Genomic DNA, 19,906 nt, shown 5'->3' on the forward strand with positions numbered 1-19,906 from the left:
GGGAAGGCAAAAGCGTTTTCGTCTTCATATACTGAAAGTAAGCCCCATTTTAGCGGGCAGCAATGTGTTAACAGGGGGCAAGGGATGTTGCTAAAGAAACGGTATGGTCGTCAATTGTCCGCGCTCAGCCTGAGCCTGGCGTTTGCATTTGCTCCACTGTTCAATGTCCAGGCTGAAGAGCCTGAAGTGGTACCATCGGATAGCTCTGCCACCATCAGCGAGCTCTCTTCCGCGCTAAGCCAAAGCGCAAACCAATCCGCGGCGGTCGCTCAAATGGCCGGCGAGCAGGCGCTTTCTGCCGATGCGGCAGCGAAGAGCCGCGCCGGGATTCAGGCGGTACTGCCGTCCGGTTATCAACCCGTATTTATGAATCCGCTGGTATCGCTGTATGCGGCCAGGGATATGAAACCGATGTGGGATAACCGCGAGGCGGTACAGGCGTTTCAACAGCAGCTGGCTGAGGTCGCTATCGCCGGTTTTCAGCCGCAGTTCACCACCTGGGTTGAGCTGTTGACCGACCCGGCAGTGAACGGTCTGGCGCGGGATGTCGTTCTGTCTGACGCCATGATGGGCTATCTGCATTTTATTAGCGGTATTCCGACTCAGGGCAACCGCTGGCTGTATGGCACGAAACCGTATGCCATGTCGACGCCGCCTCTGTCGGTGATTAACCAGTGGCAGGTGGCGCTGGATAACGGTTCGCTGCCGCAGTTTATTGCGGGCCTGGCTCCGCAGCATCCGCAGTATGCCGCAATGCATCAGGCGCTATTAGCTCAGGTTGCCGATTCCCGTCCCTGGCCGCAGCTCACCGGTAAGACATCGCTGCGCCCGGGGGAATGGAGCAACGATGCCGGCGCGCTGCGCGAAATTTTACAGCGCACTGGTATGCTGGATGACGCGGCAAAAATTGCGTTGCCCGGCGATGAGGTGGTGAGTCCGTCCGCCGGGAAAAAGGCCAAAAGCAGCGGCCGTGGCGTTTACGATCGCCAGTTAGTGGAGGGCGTTAAGCGCTTCCAGGCGTGGCAGGGGCTGGGCGCAGACGGCGTGATTGGTCAGGCGACCCGCGACTGGCTCAACGTTTCTCCTGCGCAGCGCGCCGGCGTGCTGGCATTGAATATCCAGCGTTTGCGCCTGCTGCCGGGTAATCTGGCGACCGGAATTATGGTGAATATTCCCGCCTTTTCGCTGGTCTATTACCAGGACGGTAGCCAGGTGCTGGCATCGCGGGTTATCGTTGGCCGTCCGGACCGCAAAACCCCTATGATGAGCAGTGCGCTGAACAACGTTGTGGTCAACCCGCCGTGGAACGTTCCGCCGACGCTGGCGCGCAACGATATTCTGCCGAAGGTGCGCAATAACCCAGGCTATCTTGAGCAACACGGCTATACGATGATGCGCGGCTGGAATAGCAAAGAGACTATCGACCCGTATCAGGTGGACTGGGAAACGATAACCGCATCGAATCTGCCGTTCCGCTTCCAGCAGGCTCCCGGCGCGCGCAATTCGCTGGGGCGCTATAAATTCAATATGCCAAGTTCAGATGCGATATATTTGCACGATACGCCCAATCACAATCTGTTCCAGCGTGATGGACGCGCGCTGAGTTCCGGGTGCGTGCGCGTGAATAAAGCCTCAGAACTGGCCAATATGCTGCTTCAGGATGCTGGCTGGAATGATGCGCGTATTTCAGATGCGCTTAAACAGGGGAATACCCGCTACGTTAATATTCGCCAGAATATCCCGGTTAATCTCTATTATTTGACCGCGTTCGTTGGCGCTGATGGACGTACACAATATCGAACAGATATTTACAATTACGATCTCACCGCGCGATCCAGCGCACAAATTCTACCTAAAGCTGAACAATTAATCAGATAAATGAAGTAGTTCAACGGATTTGGTTGTCCTACCTCTGTGTGAAAACGGGCCTTGCACGCTGCAAGGCCCGAGTTTACTGGGGTTAGGCTACCTTGACGTTGGCAATAATGCCCGGTAAGGTGCCTTTCGTGCGCCAGAAGTGCATATACATATAATCCTGCAAAGGCGCTGTGGCAGTAAGCAGCCCGTTCTCCATAGCTGATATTTATTAGCCGTAGGGGAGCGAGCTTGTGCTGGCGGCTAACGGGCGCATTGCGGGAAAAGTATATTACGATTCATTTACCTGTAGACCTGATTATCATGGACAAATTTGACGCTAATCGCCGCAAACTGCTGGCGTTAGGTGGAGCCGCGCTCGGTGCTGCTGCCATTCTGCCTGCGCCGGCATTTGCCACCCTCTCGACCCCCCGACCGCGTATTTTGACGCTGAACAACCTGCATACCGGTGAATCACTCAAGGCGGAGTTTTTCGATGGCAGAGGCTATATTCAGGATGAATTAGCAAGACTTAATCATTTTTTCCGTGATTATCGCGCGAATAAGATTAAGTCCATCGATCCCGGTTTGTTCGATCAACTCTATCGTTTGCAGGGATTACTTGGTACCAACAAGCCTGTCCAGCTTATTTCCGGTTATCGTTCTGTTGATACCAATAATGAGCTTCGCGCGCGCAGCCGGGGTGTGGCAAAACACAGCTACCACACTAAAGGCCAGGCCATGGATTTTCATATTGAAGGCATTTCGTTAAGCAATGTTCGCAAAGCCGCGTTATCTATGCGCACAGGTGGTGTAGGATACTACCCACGTAGCAACTTTGTGCATATTGATACCGGGCCAGTACGGCACTGGTAACGAAAGGAGCCTCATGAACTATCGTATTATTCCGGTTACCGCGTTCGCGCAGAACTGTTCTTTAATCTGGTGTGAACAAACCAAACTGGCGGCGCTGGTCGATCCCGGCGGTGATGCAGAGCGAATCAAACAGGAAGTCGCGGCGGCAGGCGTTAGCCTGATGCAGATTCTGCTCACGCACGGTCATCTCGATCACGTTGGTGCGGCAGCGGAGCTGGCACAACATTATGGCGTGCCGATTATTGGGCCGGAAAAAGAAGATGAGTTCTGGCTGGAAGGATTACCGGCGCAGAGCCGGATGTTCGGTCTGGAAGATTGCCAGCCGCTGCGGCCGGATCGCTGGCTGAACGAAGGCGATACGGTCGGCGTGGGGAATATTTCCCTGCAGGTGCTGCACTGCCCAGGCCATACGCCGGGGCACGTGGTCTTCTTCGATCCTGCTTCCCGACTGTTGATTTCTGGCGATGTGATTTTTAAAGGTGGAGTAGGGCGTAGCGACTTCCCTCGCGGCGACCATAGCCAACTGATCGATGCGATTAAGCGCAAGCTGTTGCCGCTGGGCGATGACGTGTCGTTTATTCCGGGTCATGGACCGATGTCGACCCTTGGCTATGAGCGTCTGCACAACCCATTCCTGCAGGATGAAATGCCGGTCTGGTGACCGAAGCCAGCATATAAAAAAGGCCGCAAATGCGGCCTTTTTTTTGCTCTGCGCTGAGATTACAGCACGGCGACAATCGCTTCGCACAGCGGCGCCATGTTGTCGGGCGTCATACCGGCGACGTTTATACGTCCGGACGCCACCGCGTAAATTCCGAACTCTTCACGCAGACGCAGTACCTGCTCTTTGGTCAGGCCGCTGAACGAGAACATCCCGTTTTGCTGAATGATGAAAGAGAAATCGCGGCTGGCGCCTTTTTCCTGCAGGGTATTAACGAACAGCAGACGCATACGCTGGATGCGTTGACGCATGTCGGTCAACTCTTGCTCCCAGATGGCGCGCAGCGCGTCATTGCTGAGAATGGTCGCCACTACCGAGGCGCCGTGAGCGGGCGGGTTTGAGTAGTTCGCGCGGATAACCGACTTCATCTGGCTGAAAGCGCGGTCTACCGCTTCCTGGTCAGCGGCGACCAGCGTACAGGCGCCCACGCGCTCGTTGTACAGGCCGAAGTTTTTCGAGTAGGAGCTGGCAACCAGCAGCTCTTTATGCAGCGCAGCGAAAGCGCGCAGGCCTTCAGCATCTTCTTCCAGGCCGCGGGCAAAGCCCTGGTAGGCAAAGTCAAACAGCGGCAGCCAGCCTTTCTCTACGGAGAGCTGCGCCAGCTGTTGCCACTGCTCCAGCGTCGGATCGATACCGGTTGGGTTATGGCAGCAGCCGTGGAACAGAACCACGTCGCCGGCCTGCGCTTCATTCAGGCTGGCCAGCAGCCCGTCGAAGTCGAGTTTGTGGTTAGCGGCATCGTAGTAGGTATATTCGCGAACTTCCAGCCCGGCTGAATTGAACACGCTTTTATGGTTCGGCCAGCTGGGGTTGCTCACCCAAATACGTTTAACGTCGGTGTTCTTCGCCAGAAAATCGGCGGCGACGCGCAGGCCACCTGTACCGCCGGGCGTTTGCGCGGTGCGGGCGCGTTTATCATTGATAATTGCGCTTCCTTTCCCGAACAGAAGCTCCTGGGTGCAGCGGCCAAATTCCGGAATACCATCGATACCCAGATAATTTTTAGTGGTTTCATTTTCCAGCAGATACTGCTCTGCTTTTTTCACGCTAGTCAGGACCGGTGTTTTACCCGTTTCATCTTTATAAACACCAATTCCAAGATTAATTTTTGTTGGGCGGTCATCGGCACGAAACAGATCGGCCAGGCCCAGAATTGGGTCGGCAGGGGCGGCGGTAATGTTCTCAAACATGACGAGGTTCCATTGTGATTACTGAAGGGAAATCCGCTATCAGGTTAACGGGAGTTATGTTAATTGCCAACCGTTTGCGACAAAAAGCGAGAAGGTTTTTGAAAGTTACGATCTTCCTCTCAGGAAAGCAGAAAAGCAGGACCGAAGTCCTGCTTTTTAGGCATATCACGAAGGGGTGTACTGCAGATTAGAACTGGTAAACGATACCCACTGCGGCCTGGTCGTCGGTCGCAACGCCAGCGGCTTTGGTGTAATCGTTGTCGTTCAGCTGGTTGAATTTATACGCAGCGTAGACGTTCATGTTTTTGTTGAAGTAGTACCAGGTACCCACTTCGACGTATTTAACCAGGTCAGCATCGCCGCCGGAGAAGCCAGCGCGAGAGCGCAGGTCTTTACCTTTAGTCTGTACGTAGCCGATGGACGGACGCAGGCCGAAGTCGAACTGATACTGAACAACGGCTTCGAAGTTCTGAGTTTTATTAGCGAAGTAGTTGCCTTCGTTTTCCGGCGTCATGTTGTAAGTCTGAGAGTACATGACCGCAGCATAGACGTTGTTCGCGTCATACTTAGCGGAGGTTGCCCATGCTTCAGCTTTTTCGCCCTGACGGTCAGCTTTCTGATCGCCGCTACGGTTGGAGTTCGCATAGCCTGCAGACAGCGCAATGCCGTTGTCAAACGCGTAGGTTGCCGCGGTGCTGAAGCCGTCGCCGTTTTGTTTCTTAACATCACGGCTAGAAGCGTCGTTTTTACCCTGGTACTGCAGCGCGAAGCTCAGACCGTCAACCAGACCGAAGAAGTCAGAGTTACGGTAGGTGGCTACGCCGTTGGTACGCGCGGTCATGAAGTTGTCGGTGTAGCTCCAGCCGTCGCCGCCCCATTCAACCAGCATATCGGTTGCCGCTTCAACGTCGTAGATGGCGCCGTAGTTACGACCGTAGTCGAATGAACCGTATTCACCGGCTTTTAAGCCTGCGAAAGCCAGACGAGTTTTGGTGGTCTGTTTACCTTCAACATTGGACGCATCCATGTTGTATTCCCACTGACCGTAGCCAACCAGCTGATCGTTGATCTGGGTTTCGCCTTTCAGGCCGATACGGGCGTAGGTAGTATCATCGCTGCTGGTGTCGCCGTTGGTGGTCCAGACGTGCTCGCCAACCATTTTTCCGTAGAAGTCCAGTTTGTTGCCGTTTTTGTTATAGATTTCTGCAGCGTTAGCTGCACCGGCTACCAGCAGGGCAGGAATTACCGCTGCCAGAATTTTGCGCTTCATCATTATTTATTACCCTCATTTATATTTTTTTATGAACACTTGCCACTGCCGTCAATAAGTTTCGTCAATAAAAATTTACAGAACTATTGATGATAGTTTGGTGTCTGGAGGCATCTTTCCATTCAGAACAACGTTTCGCTAGCCTGAAAATGCTACCAATATCGCATATGAGTAACAAAAGGAAATTCTATGTAACTAAATATGTATTTTTGGGAACTTTGTGAACTCAATCAACATTCCGCCCCTGTTCGCCGATTAAATCACCTGTCTTTATATATCTATATGAATTAATTATGATTAATTTAGATAAGAGAGGGTTTGTGCATTTTACGTCAGCATTTTGCTTTATTTTTATTCAAATCTTGTCGTTGCAAGTTGTGCTGTGGTTGGTTAAAAAGCGATCAATATAATCAGCATGTTTGCCAATTTATGAACATAAGGTGCGGTTTTAATTAGCGGTCGCTAATGAAATAGTGCGTAACATAATTGTGAATCAGGATGGTTGATGTTTAAGTTTCCTGATATTCGTTAACGTAAATTGACATAAAAAAAGGCCAGCTTGCGCTGACCCTGGATGAAAATTGCAGAAAAAAAATCAGAAAGTCGCGTTACGCGGGGTCCGCGGGAACGGAATGACGTCGCGAACGTTCTGCACGCCGGTCACGTAGGCGATAAGACGCTCAAAGCCCAGACCGAAACCGGAGTGCGGTACGGTGCCGTAACGGCGCAGGTCGCGATACCACCAGTAGTCTTCTTTATTAAGACCCATTTCCGCCATACGCGCGTCAAGCACGTCCAGGCGCTCTTCACGCTGGGAGCCACCGATAATTTCACCGATGCCCGGCGCCAGAACGTCCATTGCGGCGACGGTTTTACCGTCTTCGTTAAGGCGCATATAGAACGCCTTGATGTCTTTCGGGTAGTTTTTCACCACCACCGGAGCTTTAAAGTGCTCTTCCGCCAGATAGCGTTCGTGCTCGGAGGAGAGATCCACGCCCCAGTAGACCGGGTTTTCGAACGACTTACCGCAGTTTTCCAGAATGGTGACCGCGTCAGTGTAATCAACCTGGGCAAAATCAGCGGAAACGAAACGCTGCAGGCGGTCGATAGCGTCTTTATCAACGCGTTCGGCAAAGAACTGCATGTCGTCTGCGCGCTCTTCGAGAACGGCTTTGAAGACGTACTTCAGCATCGCTTCCGCCAGACCTGCCACATCGTTCAGGTTAGCAAAGGCGACTTCCGGCTCCAGCATCCAGAACTCCGCCAGGTGACGGCTGGTGTTGGAGTTTTCCGCACGGAAGGTCGGGCCAAAGGTGTAGATTTTGGACAGCGCGCAGGCGTAGGTTTCGCCGTTCAGCTGGCCGGAAACGGTCAGGAACGACTCTTTGCCGAAGAAGTCTTTATCGAAATCGACTTTGCCCTGTTCGTTGCGCGGCAGGTTTTCCAGATCCAGCGTTGACACGCGGAACATCTCGCCGGCGCCTTCAGTGTCGGAAGCGGTAATCAGCGGAGTCGAAACCCAGAAGAAACCCTGCTCGTCGAAGAAACGGTGCAGCGCCTGCGCCAGGGTATGGCGAACGCGCGCCACCGCGCCAATCAGGTTGGTGCGCGGGCGCAGGTGGGCAACTTCACGCAGGTACTCGATGCTATGGCGTTTAGCCGCCATCGGATAAGTATCCGGATCTTCCACCCAGCCGCTGACTTCCACGTGGCTGGCCTGGATTTCAAAACTCTGGCCCTGGCCCTGAGATGCCACGACTTTACCGGTCACCACGACCGAGCAGCCGGTGGTCAGGCGCAGCACTTCCTGATTGTAATTGGGAAGAGAATTACTAATAACGGCCTGTACAGGATCAAAGCAGGAACCGTCATAGACGGCGAGGAAAGAAAAGCCAGCTTTAGAATCTCGGCGGGTACGCACCCATCCGCGCACGGTGACTTCGCTGTCAACGGCAACGCGGCCCTGGAGTACGTCGGCTACAGGCACAACGCTCATAATAGTCTCTCTTGTTAGTCCAATAGAAAAATCTGTATTCCCCTGCAACAGGGGGATATCTATGTTACCTGTCATCTTCCATCAGACAAGTAGATTTCGCACAAGAAAGGGGGGTTTTAGGAAATAAATAAGGAGATAGTCTACTTTGCTGCGTGAGAGCCTGATATTCAGAGAGATTCGTTCATTGCGATTATCCCATGCAGGGCGACCGGGGTTCTTAATGCTTGATAACGTCTCGGGGTGATAAGCGGAGGCGAATAAAAATGCGCCCGTTTTGGCGGACGCATTTTGTCTTTATATGACCTAGCTGGCTTTTTTAACCGGCGGTAGATCGAAGGCTTTGCGCAGCGCGCGGACGAAAGCTTTATCGTGACAAATCGTTTTACCCGGGCTATCCGAAAGTTTCGCCACCGGTTTACCGTTGCACTCCACCAGCTTGATAACAATATTGAGCGGCTTCACCTGAGGAATATCGCAGGTTAAACGCGTGCCGATACCGAAGCTCAGATTCACCCGCGATGAGAAGTGGCGATAGAGATCAACCGCTTTTGTCAGGTCGAGATTGTCGGAAAATACCAGCACTTTGCTCAGCGGGTCGATGCCCAGCTTTTTGTAGTGGGCGATAGCCTTCTCGCCCCATTCCACCGGGTCGCCGGAGTCGTGGCGCAGCCCCTGATAGCGGGTCGCAAACTCCGGCCCGAAATCGCGCAGAAAAGCGTCCATCGTAATGCAGTCGGTCAGCGCAATCCCCAGCCGATCGGGATACTCTTCCAGCCAGGCAGCGAGAGCCGCGCGCTGGCTGCTCGCCAGGTTCGGGCTGATCTGCTGATGCGCCTGGAACCATTCGTGAGCCTGGGTCCCCATTGGGGTCAAATTCAAACGCCGCGCCAGATCGTAATTGCTGGTACCGGTGAACCAGGATTCTTGCTGAAGACGCTGAACAATCGCCTGCTGCACCTCGCGGGAGAAGCGGCGGCGGGTACCGAAATCCATCAGGCGGAAGCCCGACATATCGATATCAGCAGTGAGGCGGTTAAAGTCAGTCAGCTTATGCTCAAGGGTGTCCAGCGCGAGATCGACGCTGATTTCCGGCGAGCGATAGCGATGTACCAGCTCGCTTATCACCGCCAGCAGCGGAACTTCCCACATAATAACTTCAAGCCAGGGGCCGGAAAGGCGAATATTCAACTTGCCGTTGTCATTGATGACCGTGACCTGGCGCGGGTCGTAGCGGAAGCCGCGTAGCCACTCGAGATAGTCTGGCGCAAAGAAGGGCAGGCTCGACAACCAGTGATATTCATCGTCCTGCAGTCTCAGGTCGCGCATCGTCTCAACCTGCTCGCGAATCGCATCGGCGTAGATGCCGAGCAGATCGTCCCCGCGGCAGCGGAACTCCGCCGCAACCTGTACATCATTGTAGCGGTGGAAGACAGCCTGCTGCATGTGCAGCTTGTAGGCATCCGTATCAAGCAACGAGTGCAGTACAGGAGAAGTGAATTGGGTCATGGTGCGCAGTAGCATCCTCTCACTGGAGCGTTTCCATCAAAACCAAAGCGGTAAAAGGAGGCGGAGTATACCTGTAATACCCGACGCTGTCCCGCGGTGACGGCTGATGGCGACGCTGACGGTCATTTGCGAGGCCTAGTTTAATATATTGAACACGCATCACACCACAAGCTTTGCGCCTGGTCGAGCGCATTTCGTGCCTCTTGTGTTATCAAAATGTAGCAATTTTCATGTTTAGCATTGAAAAGATGAAGATTCTGCATAGCGAGATTTGCGCAACAGGAATAGACTGAGTCGACACTTTACAGGACACGCTAAAGGTTTTTTATGACACAACAGCCCCAAGCCAAATACCGCCACGACTACCGTGAGCCGGAGTATCTGATTAGCGATATCGATTTGACCTTTGACCTGGATGCCGCGAAAACCGTTGTGACGGCTGAGAGCAAGGTCTCCCGCCACGCGGCTACGTCTGATGTGCCATTGCGTCTGGATGGCGAAGACCTGACGTTGGTCTCTCTGCGGATTGATGGTCAGCCGTGGAGCGACTACAAGGAAGAAAATAACCAGCTGGTGATTAGCGGGTTGCCGGAACATTTCACTCTGACCATCGTCAATGAAATCAGCCCGGCGGCGAATACCGCGCTGGAAGGGCTATATCAGTCCGGCGAAGCGCTGTGTACCCAGTGCGAGGCGGAAGGCTTCCGCCACATTACCTGGTATCCGGACCGCCCGGACGTTCTGGCGCGCTTCACCACCAAAATCATCGCCGATAAAGCAAAATACCCGTTTCTGCTCTCCAACGGTAACCGCGTGGCCCAGGGCGAGCTGGAAAATGGCCGTCACTGGATCCAGTGGCAGGACCCGTTCCCAAAACCGTGCTACCTGTTTGCGCTGGTGGCCGGTGATTTTGACGTCCTGCGCGATACCTTCAAAACCCGTTCGGGGCGTGAAGTGGCGCTGGAGCTCTACGTTGACCGCGGTAACCTTGACCGCGCGCCGTGGGCGATGACCTCGCTGCAAAATTCCATGAAGTGGGACGAAACCCGCTTTGGTCTCGAGTACGACCTCGACATCTATATGATTGTCGCCGTCGACTTCTTCAACATGGGCGCCATGGAGAACAAAGGCCTTAACGTCTTTAACTCCAAATACGTACTGGCGCGTACCGATACCGCGACCGATAAAGATTACCTGGATATCGAGCGCGTGATTGGTCATGAATATTTCCATAACTGGACCGGCAATCGCGTGACCTGCCGCGACTGGTTCCAGCTCAGTCTGAAAGAGGGGTTGACCGTTTTCCGCGATCAGGAATTCAGCTCCGACCTCGGCTCGCGTGCGGTGAACCGCATTAATAACGTACGCACCATGCGCGGCCTGCAGTTTGCCGAAGACGCCAGCCCGATGGCGCATCCGATTCGCCCGGATAGCGTGATTGAGATGAACAACTTCTACACCCTGACGGTGTATGAGAAGGGAGCGGAAGTGATCCGCATGCTGCATACTCTGCTGGGCGAAGAGAATTTCCAGAAAGGCATGCAGCTCTATTTTGAGCGCCACGACGGCAGCGCCGCGACCTGCGACGACTTTGTCCAGGCGATGGAAGACGCTTCCAACGTCGATCTGTCCCACTTCCGCCGCTGGTATAGCCAGTCCGGTACGCCGATTGTCACCGTCCATGATGACTACAACCCGGAAACGGAGCAGTACACGCTGACCATCAGCCAGCGCACGTCGCCGACCGCTGAGCAGGCGGAGAAGCTGCCGCTGCATATTCCGTTCGACATCGAGCTGTACGATAACGAAGGCAAGGTAATCCCGCTGCAGAAGGGCGGTCACCCGGTGCATCACGTGCTGAACGTCACCCAGGCGGAGCAGACTTTTGTTTTCGACAACGTTTACTTCCAGCCGGTCCCGGCGCTGCTTTGCGAGTTTTCCGCGCCGGTGAAGCTGGAGTACAAATGGAGCGATCAGCAGCTGACCTTCCTGATGCGCCACGCGCGGAATGATTTCTCCCGCTGGGACGCGGCGCAGAGCCTGCTGGCGACCTATATCAAACTCAACGTCAACCGTCACCAGCAGGGGCAGCCGCTGTCTCTGCCGATTCACGTCGCCGATGCGTTCCGCGCGATTCTGCTGGATGAGAAGATCGATCCGGCGCTGGCGGCGGAGATCCTGACGCTGCCTTCAGCGAATGAAATGGCGGAGCTGTTTGCGATTATCGATCCGCTTGCCATCGCGGCGGTGCGCGAAGCGCTGACCCGCACGCTGGCGAAAGAGCTGGCTGACGAGTTCCTGGCGGTTTACAACGCCAACAAGCTCGACGGCTACCGCGTTGAGCATGCCGATATCGGTAAGCGTTCTCTGCGTAATACCTGCCTGCGCTACCTGGCGTTTGGCGATACCGAGCTGGCGGATAAACTGATTAGCGCGCAGTATCACCATGCGGACAATATGACCGACGCGCTGGCGGCGCTGGCCGCGGCCGTAGCGGCCCAGCTGCCGTGCCGCGATGCGCTGATGCAGGAGTATGACGACAAGTGGCACCAGGACGGACTGGTCATGGATAAATGGTTTATCCTGCAGTCCACCAGCCCGGCGGATAACGTCCTGGAGACGGTTCGCGGCCTGTTGCATCATCGCTCGTTCAGCATGGGTAACCCGAACCGCGTCCGTTCTCTGATCGGCGCCTTTGCCGGCAGCAACCCGGCGGCGTTCCATGCAGAAGACGGCAGCGGCTACCAGTTCCTGGTCGAGATGCTGACTGAGCTGAACAGCCGCAACCCGCAGGTGGCTTCGCGTCTGATTGAGCCGCTGATTCGTCTGAAACGCTATGACGAGAAACGTCAGGCGTTGATGCGCGGGGCGCTGGAGCAGCTGAAGGGGCTGGAGAATCTTTCCGGGGATCTGTTCGAGAAAATCAGTAAAGCGCTGGCATAACGCCAGCGCGAGTCCAAACCTGTAGCCCCGCTAAGCACAGCGCGAGCGGGGGAACGTCGCAGTCGTTAACCGTGGCTCACTAAGCGTGGCGAGGATTCGTTCTTGCCGCGCTGCATCACCCGATTCAGTACTTCCGCTTCCAGTTCGGCCAGCTTCGCTGAACCCGTGCGTCGCGGACGGGGAATGTCCACCAGCAGATCCAGCCCTATCTTCCCCTCTTCAATCAGCAAAACGCGATCGGCCATCGCCACCGCCTCGCTGACGTCGTGGGTGACCAGCAGAACGGTAAATCCGTGCTCCTGCCACAGCGAAACAATCAGATCCTGCATCTCCAGGCGAGTGAGGGCGTCCAGCGCGCCCAGCGGTTCATCAAGCAGTAATAATCCGGGGCGATGAATTAACGCGCGAGCCAGCGCCACGCGCTGCTTTTGCCCGCCGGAAAGCGCCGCGGGCCATTCACCGGCGCGGTCTTCAAGGCCGACGCTCGCCAGCGCCTTGAGCGCCGCCTCGCGCCACTGCCCCTTCAGCCCGAGGCCGACATTGTCGATCACCGTTTTCCACGGCAGCAGGCGGGAATCCTGGAACATCATCCGGGTATCCTCCTGGATTTGCGCCAGCGGCGTCGAACCCGCCAGCAGCTGCCCGGCGTTGGGTTTTTCCAGCCCGGCGAGCAGCCGCAGCAGGGTGCTTTTACCGCCGCCGCTGCGTCCGACCACCGCGACAAATTGCCCGGTGGGAATATGCAGATCGAGTTCATTCAGAATCGTTTTGCTGCCGTAACGCTTGCTTACGCCGTTTAGCAGTAGCGGGATCCCCGGATTAAGACGCGCGGTTGTCATGCGTTGGCCTCCTGAAGGTGGTAAGCCGGATTCCAGCGCAGCCAGACGCGTTCAAGAAGCTGTGCGCTGAAGTCGGCCAGTTTGCCGAGAATAGCGTAAAGAATAATGGCGACGACCACGACATCGGTCTGCAGAAATTCGCGGGCATTCATCGCCAGATAGCCGATACCGGCGTTAGCCGAGATGGTTTCAGCCACGATCAGCGTTAACCACATCAGGCCGAGCGCAAACCGGATGCCGACCATAATGGAGGGCAGGGCGCCCGGCAGGATCACGTGACGGAACAGAGCAAAACCCGATAAGCCATAGCTGCGGGCCATCTCCACCAGACCCCGGTCAATGTTTCGAATACCGTGCCAGGTGTTGATATAAATCGGGAACATCGTCCCCAGCGCCACGAGGAAAATTTTGGCGCTTTCATCGATGCCGAACCATAAAATCACCAGCGGAATCAGCGCGAGGTGCGGCACGTTGCGCAGCATCTGAATGGAGGTGTCCAGCAGGCGTTCGCCCCAGCGCGACAGGCCGCTGATAAGCCCGAGAACCAGGCCAATGGAACCGCCGATGCTGAAACCAATAAGCGCCCGCCATGAGCTGATGGCCAGATGTTGCCAAAGCTCGCCGCTGGCGGAGAGCGTCCAGAAGGCTTTGAGCACTCCTTCCGGTGACGGCAAAATACGGGTAGAGAGCCAACCAACGGAAGAGGCGAATTGCCATACAATCACGCTGCCAACCGGCAAAAGCCAGGGGGCTATGCGGATCAGGAGTTTTTGCGAAAGCGTCGCCATACAGTGTTCCTTTATTCTTTAGCGTTTTGCCTGGTGACGGGCATCAACGCTGAACTTTAAACGTGCTCAACCCGCTGTAAGGTTTTCAGCGCCGGCGCGCGGCTGCTGGGGCGATGCAGCGCCTGCCAGAAGGTTTCCAGCGCCTGGTCGAGGCGGCCCTGCAGATTCGGGGTAAACTGCGGTTTATGCTGATAATCCGTAACCTGGCTATCGTCAGCGAAAACGCCGTGGAGGATCTCCTGGGCTTTCAGCGCGTTGAGTACCGGTTTTAAGGCGTAATCCACCGCCAGCATATGGGCGATGGTTCCGCCGGTAGCCAGCGGCAGAACGATTTTGCCCTCCAGCGCGCGCTCCGGCAGCAGGTCCAGAAGCGTCTTTAACGCGCCGGAAAAAGAGGCCTTATAGACGGGCGTCGCAATGATCAGCCCATCGGCGCCGGCAAGCTGTTCATTTAACGCATGGAGGGCTGGGTTATCAAAGCGAGCGTAGAGCAGGTCTTCCGGAGCGAAATTCTGCAGATGCCAGTGGCAGACCTCGATATCCGCCGCCGAAAGCGTCTCTCTGGCGTATTCCAGAAGCGCGCTGGAGCGGGAAGGGTAGCGCGGGCTGCCCGCAAGTGTGATGACTCGCATACTCTCTCCTTATAACTAAATATTTGCATTTATCTATAATTGATAACATTTAGCCGCAGTGTGACAGAGCGCTTTTATTTCCCTAAATGATTTATCCGGCGTTGGATTGTCAGAAAGTGCATAACGAGCGGGAGAAAAGTAAACGTTTGCGTCGGAGGTAAGATTTTTTGTCGTAGGTCAATTCCCTTTCCGGGGTGGATCGCACATAATACGCCCCCGGTTTGCACACCGGGAATCCAGGAGAGTTCATGTACTACCCCTTCGTTCGTAAAGCCCTTTTTCAGCTCGATCCTGAGCGCGCTCATGAAGTCACTTTTCAACAATTACGCCGTGTTTCGGGTACCCCGCTGGAAATGTTGGTTCGCCAGAAGGTACCGACAAAGCCGGTAACCTGTATGGGGCTCACATTTAAGAACCCGCTGGGCCTGGCCGCCGGGCTGGATAAGAACGGCGAGTGCATTGATGCCCTCGGGGCGATGGGTTTTGGTTCCATTGAAATTGGTACCGTGACGCCGCGTCCACAGCCGGGCAACGATAAGCCAAGGATCTTCCGCCTGGTCGATGCCGAAGGTTTGATCAACCGCATGGGCTTTAATAACCACGGTGTTGATAACCTCGTGGAGAACGTAAAAAAGGCGCATTTTGACGGCATTCTGGGTATTAATATTGGCAAGAATAAAGATACTCCGGTAGAACAAGGCAAAGATGATTATCTGATTTGTATGGAAAAAATCTATGCTTATGCCGGCTATATCGCCATTAATATCTCCTCGCCGAATACCCCAGGCTTGCGTACTTTACAATACGGAGATGCGCTGGACGATTTGCTTTCTGGTATTAAAAATAAGCAACGCGAGCTACAAGAGAAACATCAAAAATATGTTCCTGTGGCCGTAAAGATCGCTCCGGATCTTTCCGTCGAAGAATTGATCCAGGTAGCGGACAGTTTAGTCCGGCATAATATAGATGGCGTCATTGCCACCAATACCACTCTGGATCGATCGCTGGTGCAGGGGATGAAACATTGTGATGAAACCGGTGGCCTTAGCGGACGTCCATTGCAGCTGAAGAGTACGGAAATTATCCGCATGCTGTCTGCGGAATTAAATGGCCGCCTGCCAATTATCGGAGTCGGCGGTATTGACTCGGTGATTGCCGCCCGGGAAAAGATAGCCGCCGGAGCGACGCTGGTGCAGATTTATTCCGGATTTATTTTTAAAGGCCCGCCGCTGATTAAAGAAATTGTTACCCATATCTAATCTTTTCCCCCTCTGATACTCCACCAGGGCTTTATTTATAGCCCTGGTTGTTTTATATTCCTTCATTGTTGCTTATTTAGACATTTTAGTCTTTTCTTAATTTTTGAAATATTCTGTAGCAGTTTACCTGTTTATTACAGACGGAAGTGGAAGAGGACGGGGGTAGAAATGCGGATCAAACCTGACGATAACTGGCGCTGGTATTACGATGAAGAGCATGACCGCATGATGCTCGATCTGGCTAATGGTATGTTATTCAGATCGCGTTTTGCTCGCCGCATGTTGACGCCCGACGCCTTCGCGCCTTCCGGATTTTGCGTTGATGACGCAGCGCTCTATTTTTCATTTGAAGAAAAGTGCCGCGATCTCGAATTATCAAAAGAACAGCGCGCTGAATTAGTACTCAATGCGCTGGTTGCGATTCGTTTTCTCAAGCCGCAAATGCCGAAAAGCTGGCATTTCAACACGCATGAAGAGAGCTGGCAGCCCGGCGTTGGCGATGCCGCCAGCGCATGGCTCAGCGATACCGGCCAGCAGGTGAATCTGCTGGTGGTTGAGCCCGGAGAAAACGCCGCGCTGTGCCTGTTAGCCCAGCCCGGTCTGACGCTTGCCGGGCGGGTGATGCAGCTCGGCGACGTGATTAAAATTATGAACGACAGGCTGCAGCCAGCGCCAGGCGTCGCCAGCTACAGCCTGGGTCAGGCGGTTTAAGGCGCCAGCCTCACCGCGGTTTTCGGCACGCAGCTACAGCATAAAATGGTGCCATCTGCGGCGACCGCGTTTTTCTTCAGCGCGCTGACTTCTCCTTCTTCCAGCCGGATGCGGCAGCTGCCGCAAATCCCAGCCCGGCAGGAGTAAGGAATACGAATTCCCTGTTGTTCCAGCTGCTCCAGCAAGATTTGCTGATTATTACCGGTAAAACTCACTCCCTGCCACGCTATTTCTACCGTCGCGTTCTCCTGCGCTTCAGGTGCCGGCGTAGCATCACTCTCGCCTGCGCCGTAGGCCTTCGCCGGGCCGCGGGCCAGCACTTCTAACGCATCGCCCACGCGGATTACACCGCTATTTCGCGCGATCAGGTTCTGGCCAAAATCGACATCGCCGTTATCCAGCGCTGTGCGGAAACGCTGCAGCGTGCTTAAGGGCTCCCCGGAAGGATGCTTTTGCCCGCGCTCCGGGCTGACGGTAGTCAATACGCAGCGGCTGCACGGTTTGACGACATCAAAAATGACCTCGCCAATACGCACCACTTTCCACGTATCTTCTTCCCAGGCGGCCGCGCCGGTCACCAGCAGATTTGGGCGAAATTGTTCTATGCTTACGCTGGCCGGACAGCGATTTTGCAGATCGCGCAGCGAAGCTTCATTGGCCAGCAGATAGGGAAAACCGTCGGCAAAAGAGAGGGGGACGGCATCGTGACGTTTTACCCTGCGGCTAAGCGCTGGCCCCAGCCAGCGGAGCTGAACGCTGCGGTTGAAGAACCCGCTTAGCCACTGGTTCACCCGGTCCGGGGCAATCAGGGCGGTAAAATGGTTGCCCCAGACTTCGGTCGGCTCCTGCTGTACGGAGAAATCGCTGAAGCGCACCATCGCGCTGCTGCCGTCCGGCGCGGTCAGATGCAGACCATCATGGAGCGGCGCGGGAATAAATTTGACCATTTGCGGAAACTGACGGGCGGTAATGAAGGTGCCATCGGTTTCCGTCACCATAAATATACGATCGAAGGCCAGCCCGCTGCTGTCTGCATAAGCGTGGCTGAGCCCTATTCCCCGCATCGATTTGACGGGATGAATAAAAAGTCGCGAAAGGGTTACCATACGCTGCCCCTGGCTTTAAAAATAAGCCTTTAACTTTATGACATGGGGCGCATATTGGCTATAATGCGCACCAATTTTCTTTTAGTAAAAGTGACGATATGAATTCTCTGTTTGCCAGTACGGCTCGTGGGCTGGAAGAGCTGTTAAAAACTGAACTGGAAGGGCTGGGCGCGGTGGACTGCCAGTTGGTCCAGGGCGGGGTCCATTTTCAGGGAGATACGCGGCTGCTGTATCAAAGCCTGATGTGGAGCCGGCTGGCTTCGCGGATTATGCTGCCGCTGGGGCAGTGCAGCGTATACAGCGACCTGGATCTGTACCTTGGCGTACAGGCCATTCCATGGACGGAGATTTTCACTCAGAATGCCACTTTTGCCGTGCATTTTAGCGGGCTGAACGAAGAGATCCGCAACAGCCAGTACGGGGCGTTGAAGGTGAAAGACGCCATCGTCGACAGCTTTACGCGTAAGAATCTGCCGCGTCCCAACGTCGATCGCGAAAATCCCGATCTGCGTATTAACGTCTGGCTGAATAAAGAGACCGCGCATATCTCCCTGGATCTTAGCGGCGAGGGGCTGCACCTGCGCGGCTACCGCGACGGTACCGGTATGGCGCCAATCAAAGAAAACCTGGCTGCGGCGATAGTGATGCGTTCCGGCTGGGCTGCCGGTACGCCGCTGCTCGATCCCATGTGCGGTTCCGGTACGCTGCTGATTGAAGCGGCGATGCTTGCTACCGATCGTGCGCCGGGTTTACACCGCGGCCATTGGGGTTTCGGCGGCTGGGCGCAGCATGACGATGCTATCTGGAAAGAGGTGAAGTCCGAAGCGCAAACCCGCGCCCGTCAGGGGCTGGCGGCGTATGAGTCGCGCTTTTACGGTTCCGACGTTGACGCCCGCGTCATCGAACGTGCGCAGCGCAACGCCCGTCGCGCCGGTATTGGCGAACTGATTACCTTCGAAGTGAAAGACGTTGCCCAGCTTAGCAACCCACTGCCGAAGGGCCCTTACGGCACGGTGATAAGCAACCCGCCGTACGGCGAGCGTCTGGAGAGTGAACCGGCGCTGATTGCCCTGCATAGCCTGCTGGGGCGGATCATGAAAAATCAGTTTGGCGGCTGGAACCTGTCGCTGTTTAGCGCCTCGCCGGATCTGCTGAGCTGCCTGCAGCTGCGCGCTGATAAGCAGTTCAAAGCGAAAAATGGACCGCTCGACTGCGTCCAGAAGAATTACCATCTTGCGGAAAACGAAGGCGGCAAAACCGCGATGCTGGCGGAAGATTTCGCCAACCGTCTACGTAAGAACCTGAAAAAATATGAGAAGTGGGCGCGTCAGGAAGGCATTGAATGCTATCGCCTGTATGATGCCGACCTCCCGGAGTACAACGTCGCTATCGACCGCTACGCCGACTGGGTGGTGGTGCAGGAGTATGCGCCGCCGAAAACCGTTGACGCGCACAAGGCCCGCCAGCGCCTGTTTGATATTATCGCCGCCACCATTGCCGTACTGGGGATTGCGCCGAACAAGCTGGTGCTGAAAACCCGCGAACGGCAGAAAGGGAAAAACCAGTATCAGAAAATGGGTGAAAAAGGTGAGTTCATTGAGGTGCAGGAGTATAACGCACGTCTGTGGGTAAACCTGACCGACTACCTGGATACCGGGCTGTTCCTCGACCACCGTATTGCTCGCCGCATGCTGGGCCAGATGAGCAAAGGCAAAGATTTCCTCAACCTTTTCTCCTACACCGGTAGCGCCAGCGTCCACGCCGGCCTTGGCGGCGCGCGTTCCACGACGACGGTCGATATGTCACGTACCTATCTTGAATGGGCTGAACGTAACCTGCGCCTCAATGGCTTAACCGGCCGCGCGCATCGCCTGATGCAGGCTGATGTGCTGGGCTGGCTGCGGGAGACCACCGAACAGTTTGATCTGATCTTTATCGATCCGCCAACCTTCTCCAACTCCAAGCGTATGGATGATGCGTTTGACGTACAGCGCGATCATTTGCGCCTGATGACCGATTTAAAACGTCTGCTGCGTAAAGGCGGCACGATTATGTTCTCGAACAACAAACGCGGTTTCCGTATGGATCATGACGGGCTGGCGCAGCTGGGCCTGAAGGCGCAGGAGATCACGCAAAAAACGCTGTCTCAGGATTTTGCCCGTAACCGTCAGATTCACAACTGCTGGCTGATTACCGCAGCCTGAAAGGAATAAAG

The 19,906-nt window shown here is 55.0% G+C and carries 15 protein-coding genes; 7 read left to right on the top strand and 8 right to left on the bottom strand.

Annotated elements, in window-relative coordinates; translation table 11 throughout:
- Positions 1 to 84 precede the first annotated feature (84 nt).
- The 3 genes from ldtD (at position 85) to CDA56_RS25580 (ending at position 3,391) form a co-directional block, all read left to right on the top strand.
- Complete coding sequence (gene ldtD / locus CDA56_RS25565) at positions 85 to 1,878, top strand: L,D-transpeptidase (RefSeq protein ID WP_032694241.1); 1,794 nt, start codon at positions 85 to 87, stop codon at positions 1,876 to 1,878.
- 300 nt (positions 1,879 to 2,178) lie between these two features.
- A complete protein-coding gene (mepK, locus tag CDA56_RS25575; protein WP_004130967.1) occupies positions 2,179 to 2,730 on the top strand; it encodes a peptidoglycan L,D-endopeptidase MepK in 552 nt (183 codons plus the stop codon).
- 13 nt (positions 2,731 to 2,743) lie between these two features.
- The gene (locus CDA56_RS25580; protein WP_103814763.1) at positions 2,744 to 3,391 is read left to right on the top strand and encodes an MBL fold metallo-hydrolase; all 648 of its coding nucleotides are present in this window, start codon (positions 2,744 to 2,746) and stop codon (positions 3,389 to 3,391) included.
- 59 nt (positions 3,392 to 3,450) lie between these two features.
- Here CDA56_RS25580 and CDA56_RS25585 read toward each other — a convergent pair whose 3' ends face one another.
- The 4 genes from CDA56_RS25585 to pncB form a co-directional block, all read right to left on the bottom strand.
- On the bottom strand, positions 3,451 to 4,641 hold the full coding sequence (locus CDA56_RS25585) for an amino acid aminotransferase (RefSeq protein WP_009653304.1): 1,191 nt from the start codon (positions 4,639 to 4,641) through the stop codon (positions 3,451 to 3,453).
- Positions 4,642 to 4,828: 187 nt separating this feature from the next.
- Positions 4,829 to 5,914 (bottom strand): porin, encoded by a 1,086-nt coding sequence (locus tag CDA56_RS25590; RefSeq protein WP_014228653.1) that lies wholly within the window; start codon positions 5,912 to 5,914, stop codon positions 4,829 to 4,831.
- Between the two features lie 592 nt (positions 5,915 to 6,506).
- Complete coding sequence (gene asnS / locus CDA56_RS25595; protein ID WP_004849497.1) at positions 6,507 to 7,907, bottom strand: asparagine--tRNA ligase; 1,401 nt, start codon at positions 7,905 to 7,907, stop codon at positions 6,507 to 6,509.
- A gap of 303 nt (positions 7,908 to 8,210) precedes the next feature.
- On the bottom strand, positions 8,211 to 9,413 hold the full coding sequence (pncB, locus tag CDA56_RS25600) for a nicotinate phosphoribosyltransferase (protein WP_025107499.1): 1,203 nt from the start codon (positions 9,411 to 9,413) through the stop codon (positions 8,211 to 8,213).
- Between the two features lie 327 nt (positions 9,414 to 9,740).
- On the opposite strand from pncB, the gene pepN reads away from it, so the two are divergent.
- Positions 9,741 to 12,356 carry an aminopeptidase N gene (gene pepN / locus CDA56_RS25605; protein WP_064404627.1) on the top strand — a complete coding sequence of 872 codons (2,616 nt, stop codon included), beginning with the start codon at positions 9,741 to 9,743 and terminating at the stop codon, positions 12,354 to 12,356.
- Between the two features lie 65 nt (positions 12,357 to 12,421).
- Here the strand turns inward: pepN and ssuB are convergent, their stop codons facing one another.
- Genes ssuB through ssuE form a run of 3 tightly spaced genes read right to left on the bottom strand, consistent with a single transcriptional unit; the run spans position 12,422 to position 14,615 of the window.
- Positions 12,422 to 13,195 (bottom strand): aliphatic sulfonates ABC transporter ATP-binding protein, encoded by a 774-nt coding sequence (gene ssuB, locus CDA56_RS25610; RefSeq protein WP_014837971.1) that lies wholly within the window; start codon positions 13,193 to 13,195, stop codon positions 12,422 to 12,424.
- On the bottom strand, positions 13,192 to 13,983 hold the full coding sequence (gene ssuC / locus CDA56_RS25615) for an aliphatic sulfonate ABC transporter permease SsuC (RefSeq protein WP_004849501.1): 792 nt from the start codon (positions 13,981 to 13,983) through the stop codon (positions 13,192 to 13,194). Before ssuC ends, ssuB begins: the two co-directional genes overlap by 4 nt.
- 56 nt (positions 13,984 to 14,039) lie before the next feature.
- Complete coding sequence (ssuE, locus tag CDA56_RS25620) at positions 14,040 to 14,615, bottom strand: NADPH-dependent FMN reductase (RefSeq protein WP_009653287.1); 576 nt, start codon at positions 14,613 to 14,615, stop codon at positions 14,040 to 14,042.
- A gap of 248 nt (positions 14,616 to 14,863) precedes the next feature.
- Here ssuE and pyrD point away from each other — a divergent pair, with 248 nt between their 5' ends.
- Together pyrD and zapC are read left to right on the top strand one after the other, a co-directional pair.
- Complete coding sequence (gene pyrD, locus CDA56_RS25625) at positions 14,864 to 15,874, top strand: quinone-dependent dihydroorotate dehydrogenase (RefSeq protein ID WP_004130996.1); 1,011 nt, start codon at positions 14,864 to 14,866, stop codon at positions 15,872 to 15,874.
- Between the two features lie 168 nt (positions 15,875 to 16,042).
- The gene (gene zapC, locus CDA56_RS25630) at positions 16,043 to 16,585 is read left to right on the top strand and encodes a cell division protein ZapC (protein WP_004849504.1); all 543 of its coding nucleotides are present in this window, start codon (positions 16,043 to 16,045) and stop codon (positions 16,583 to 16,585) included.
- Here the strand turns inward: zapC and CDA56_RS25635 are convergent.
- Entirely contained in the window at positions 16,582 to 17,691 is a 1,110-nt protein-coding gene (locus CDA56_RS25635) for a YcbX family protein (RefSeq protein ID WP_102803884.1), read from the bottom strand. The two genes, zapC and CDA56_RS25635, sit on opposite strands and share 4 nt — an antisense overlap.
- Positions 17,692 to 17,789: 98 nt before the next feature.
- On the opposite strand from CDA56_RS25635, the gene rlmKL reads away from it, so the two are divergent.
- Positions 17,790 to 19,895: a bifunctional 23S rRNA (guanine(2069)-N(7))-methyltransferase RlmK/23S rRNA (guanine(2445)-N(2))-methyltransferase RlmL gene (rlmKL, locus tag CDA56_RS25640; protein ID WP_064358359.1), complete on the top strand. Its 2,106-nt coding sequence runs from the start codon at positions 17,790 to 17,792 to the stop codon at positions 19,893 to 19,895.
- The last annotated feature ends 11 nt before the right edge of the window (positions 19,896 to 19,906 follow it).

Origin of the sequence: Klebsiella michiganensis, assembly GCF_002925905.1 — a bacterium.
GTDB classification, from domain to species: Bacteria; Pseudomonadota; Gammaproteobacteria; order Enterobacterales; family Enterobacteriaceae; genus Klebsiella; species Klebsiella michiganensis.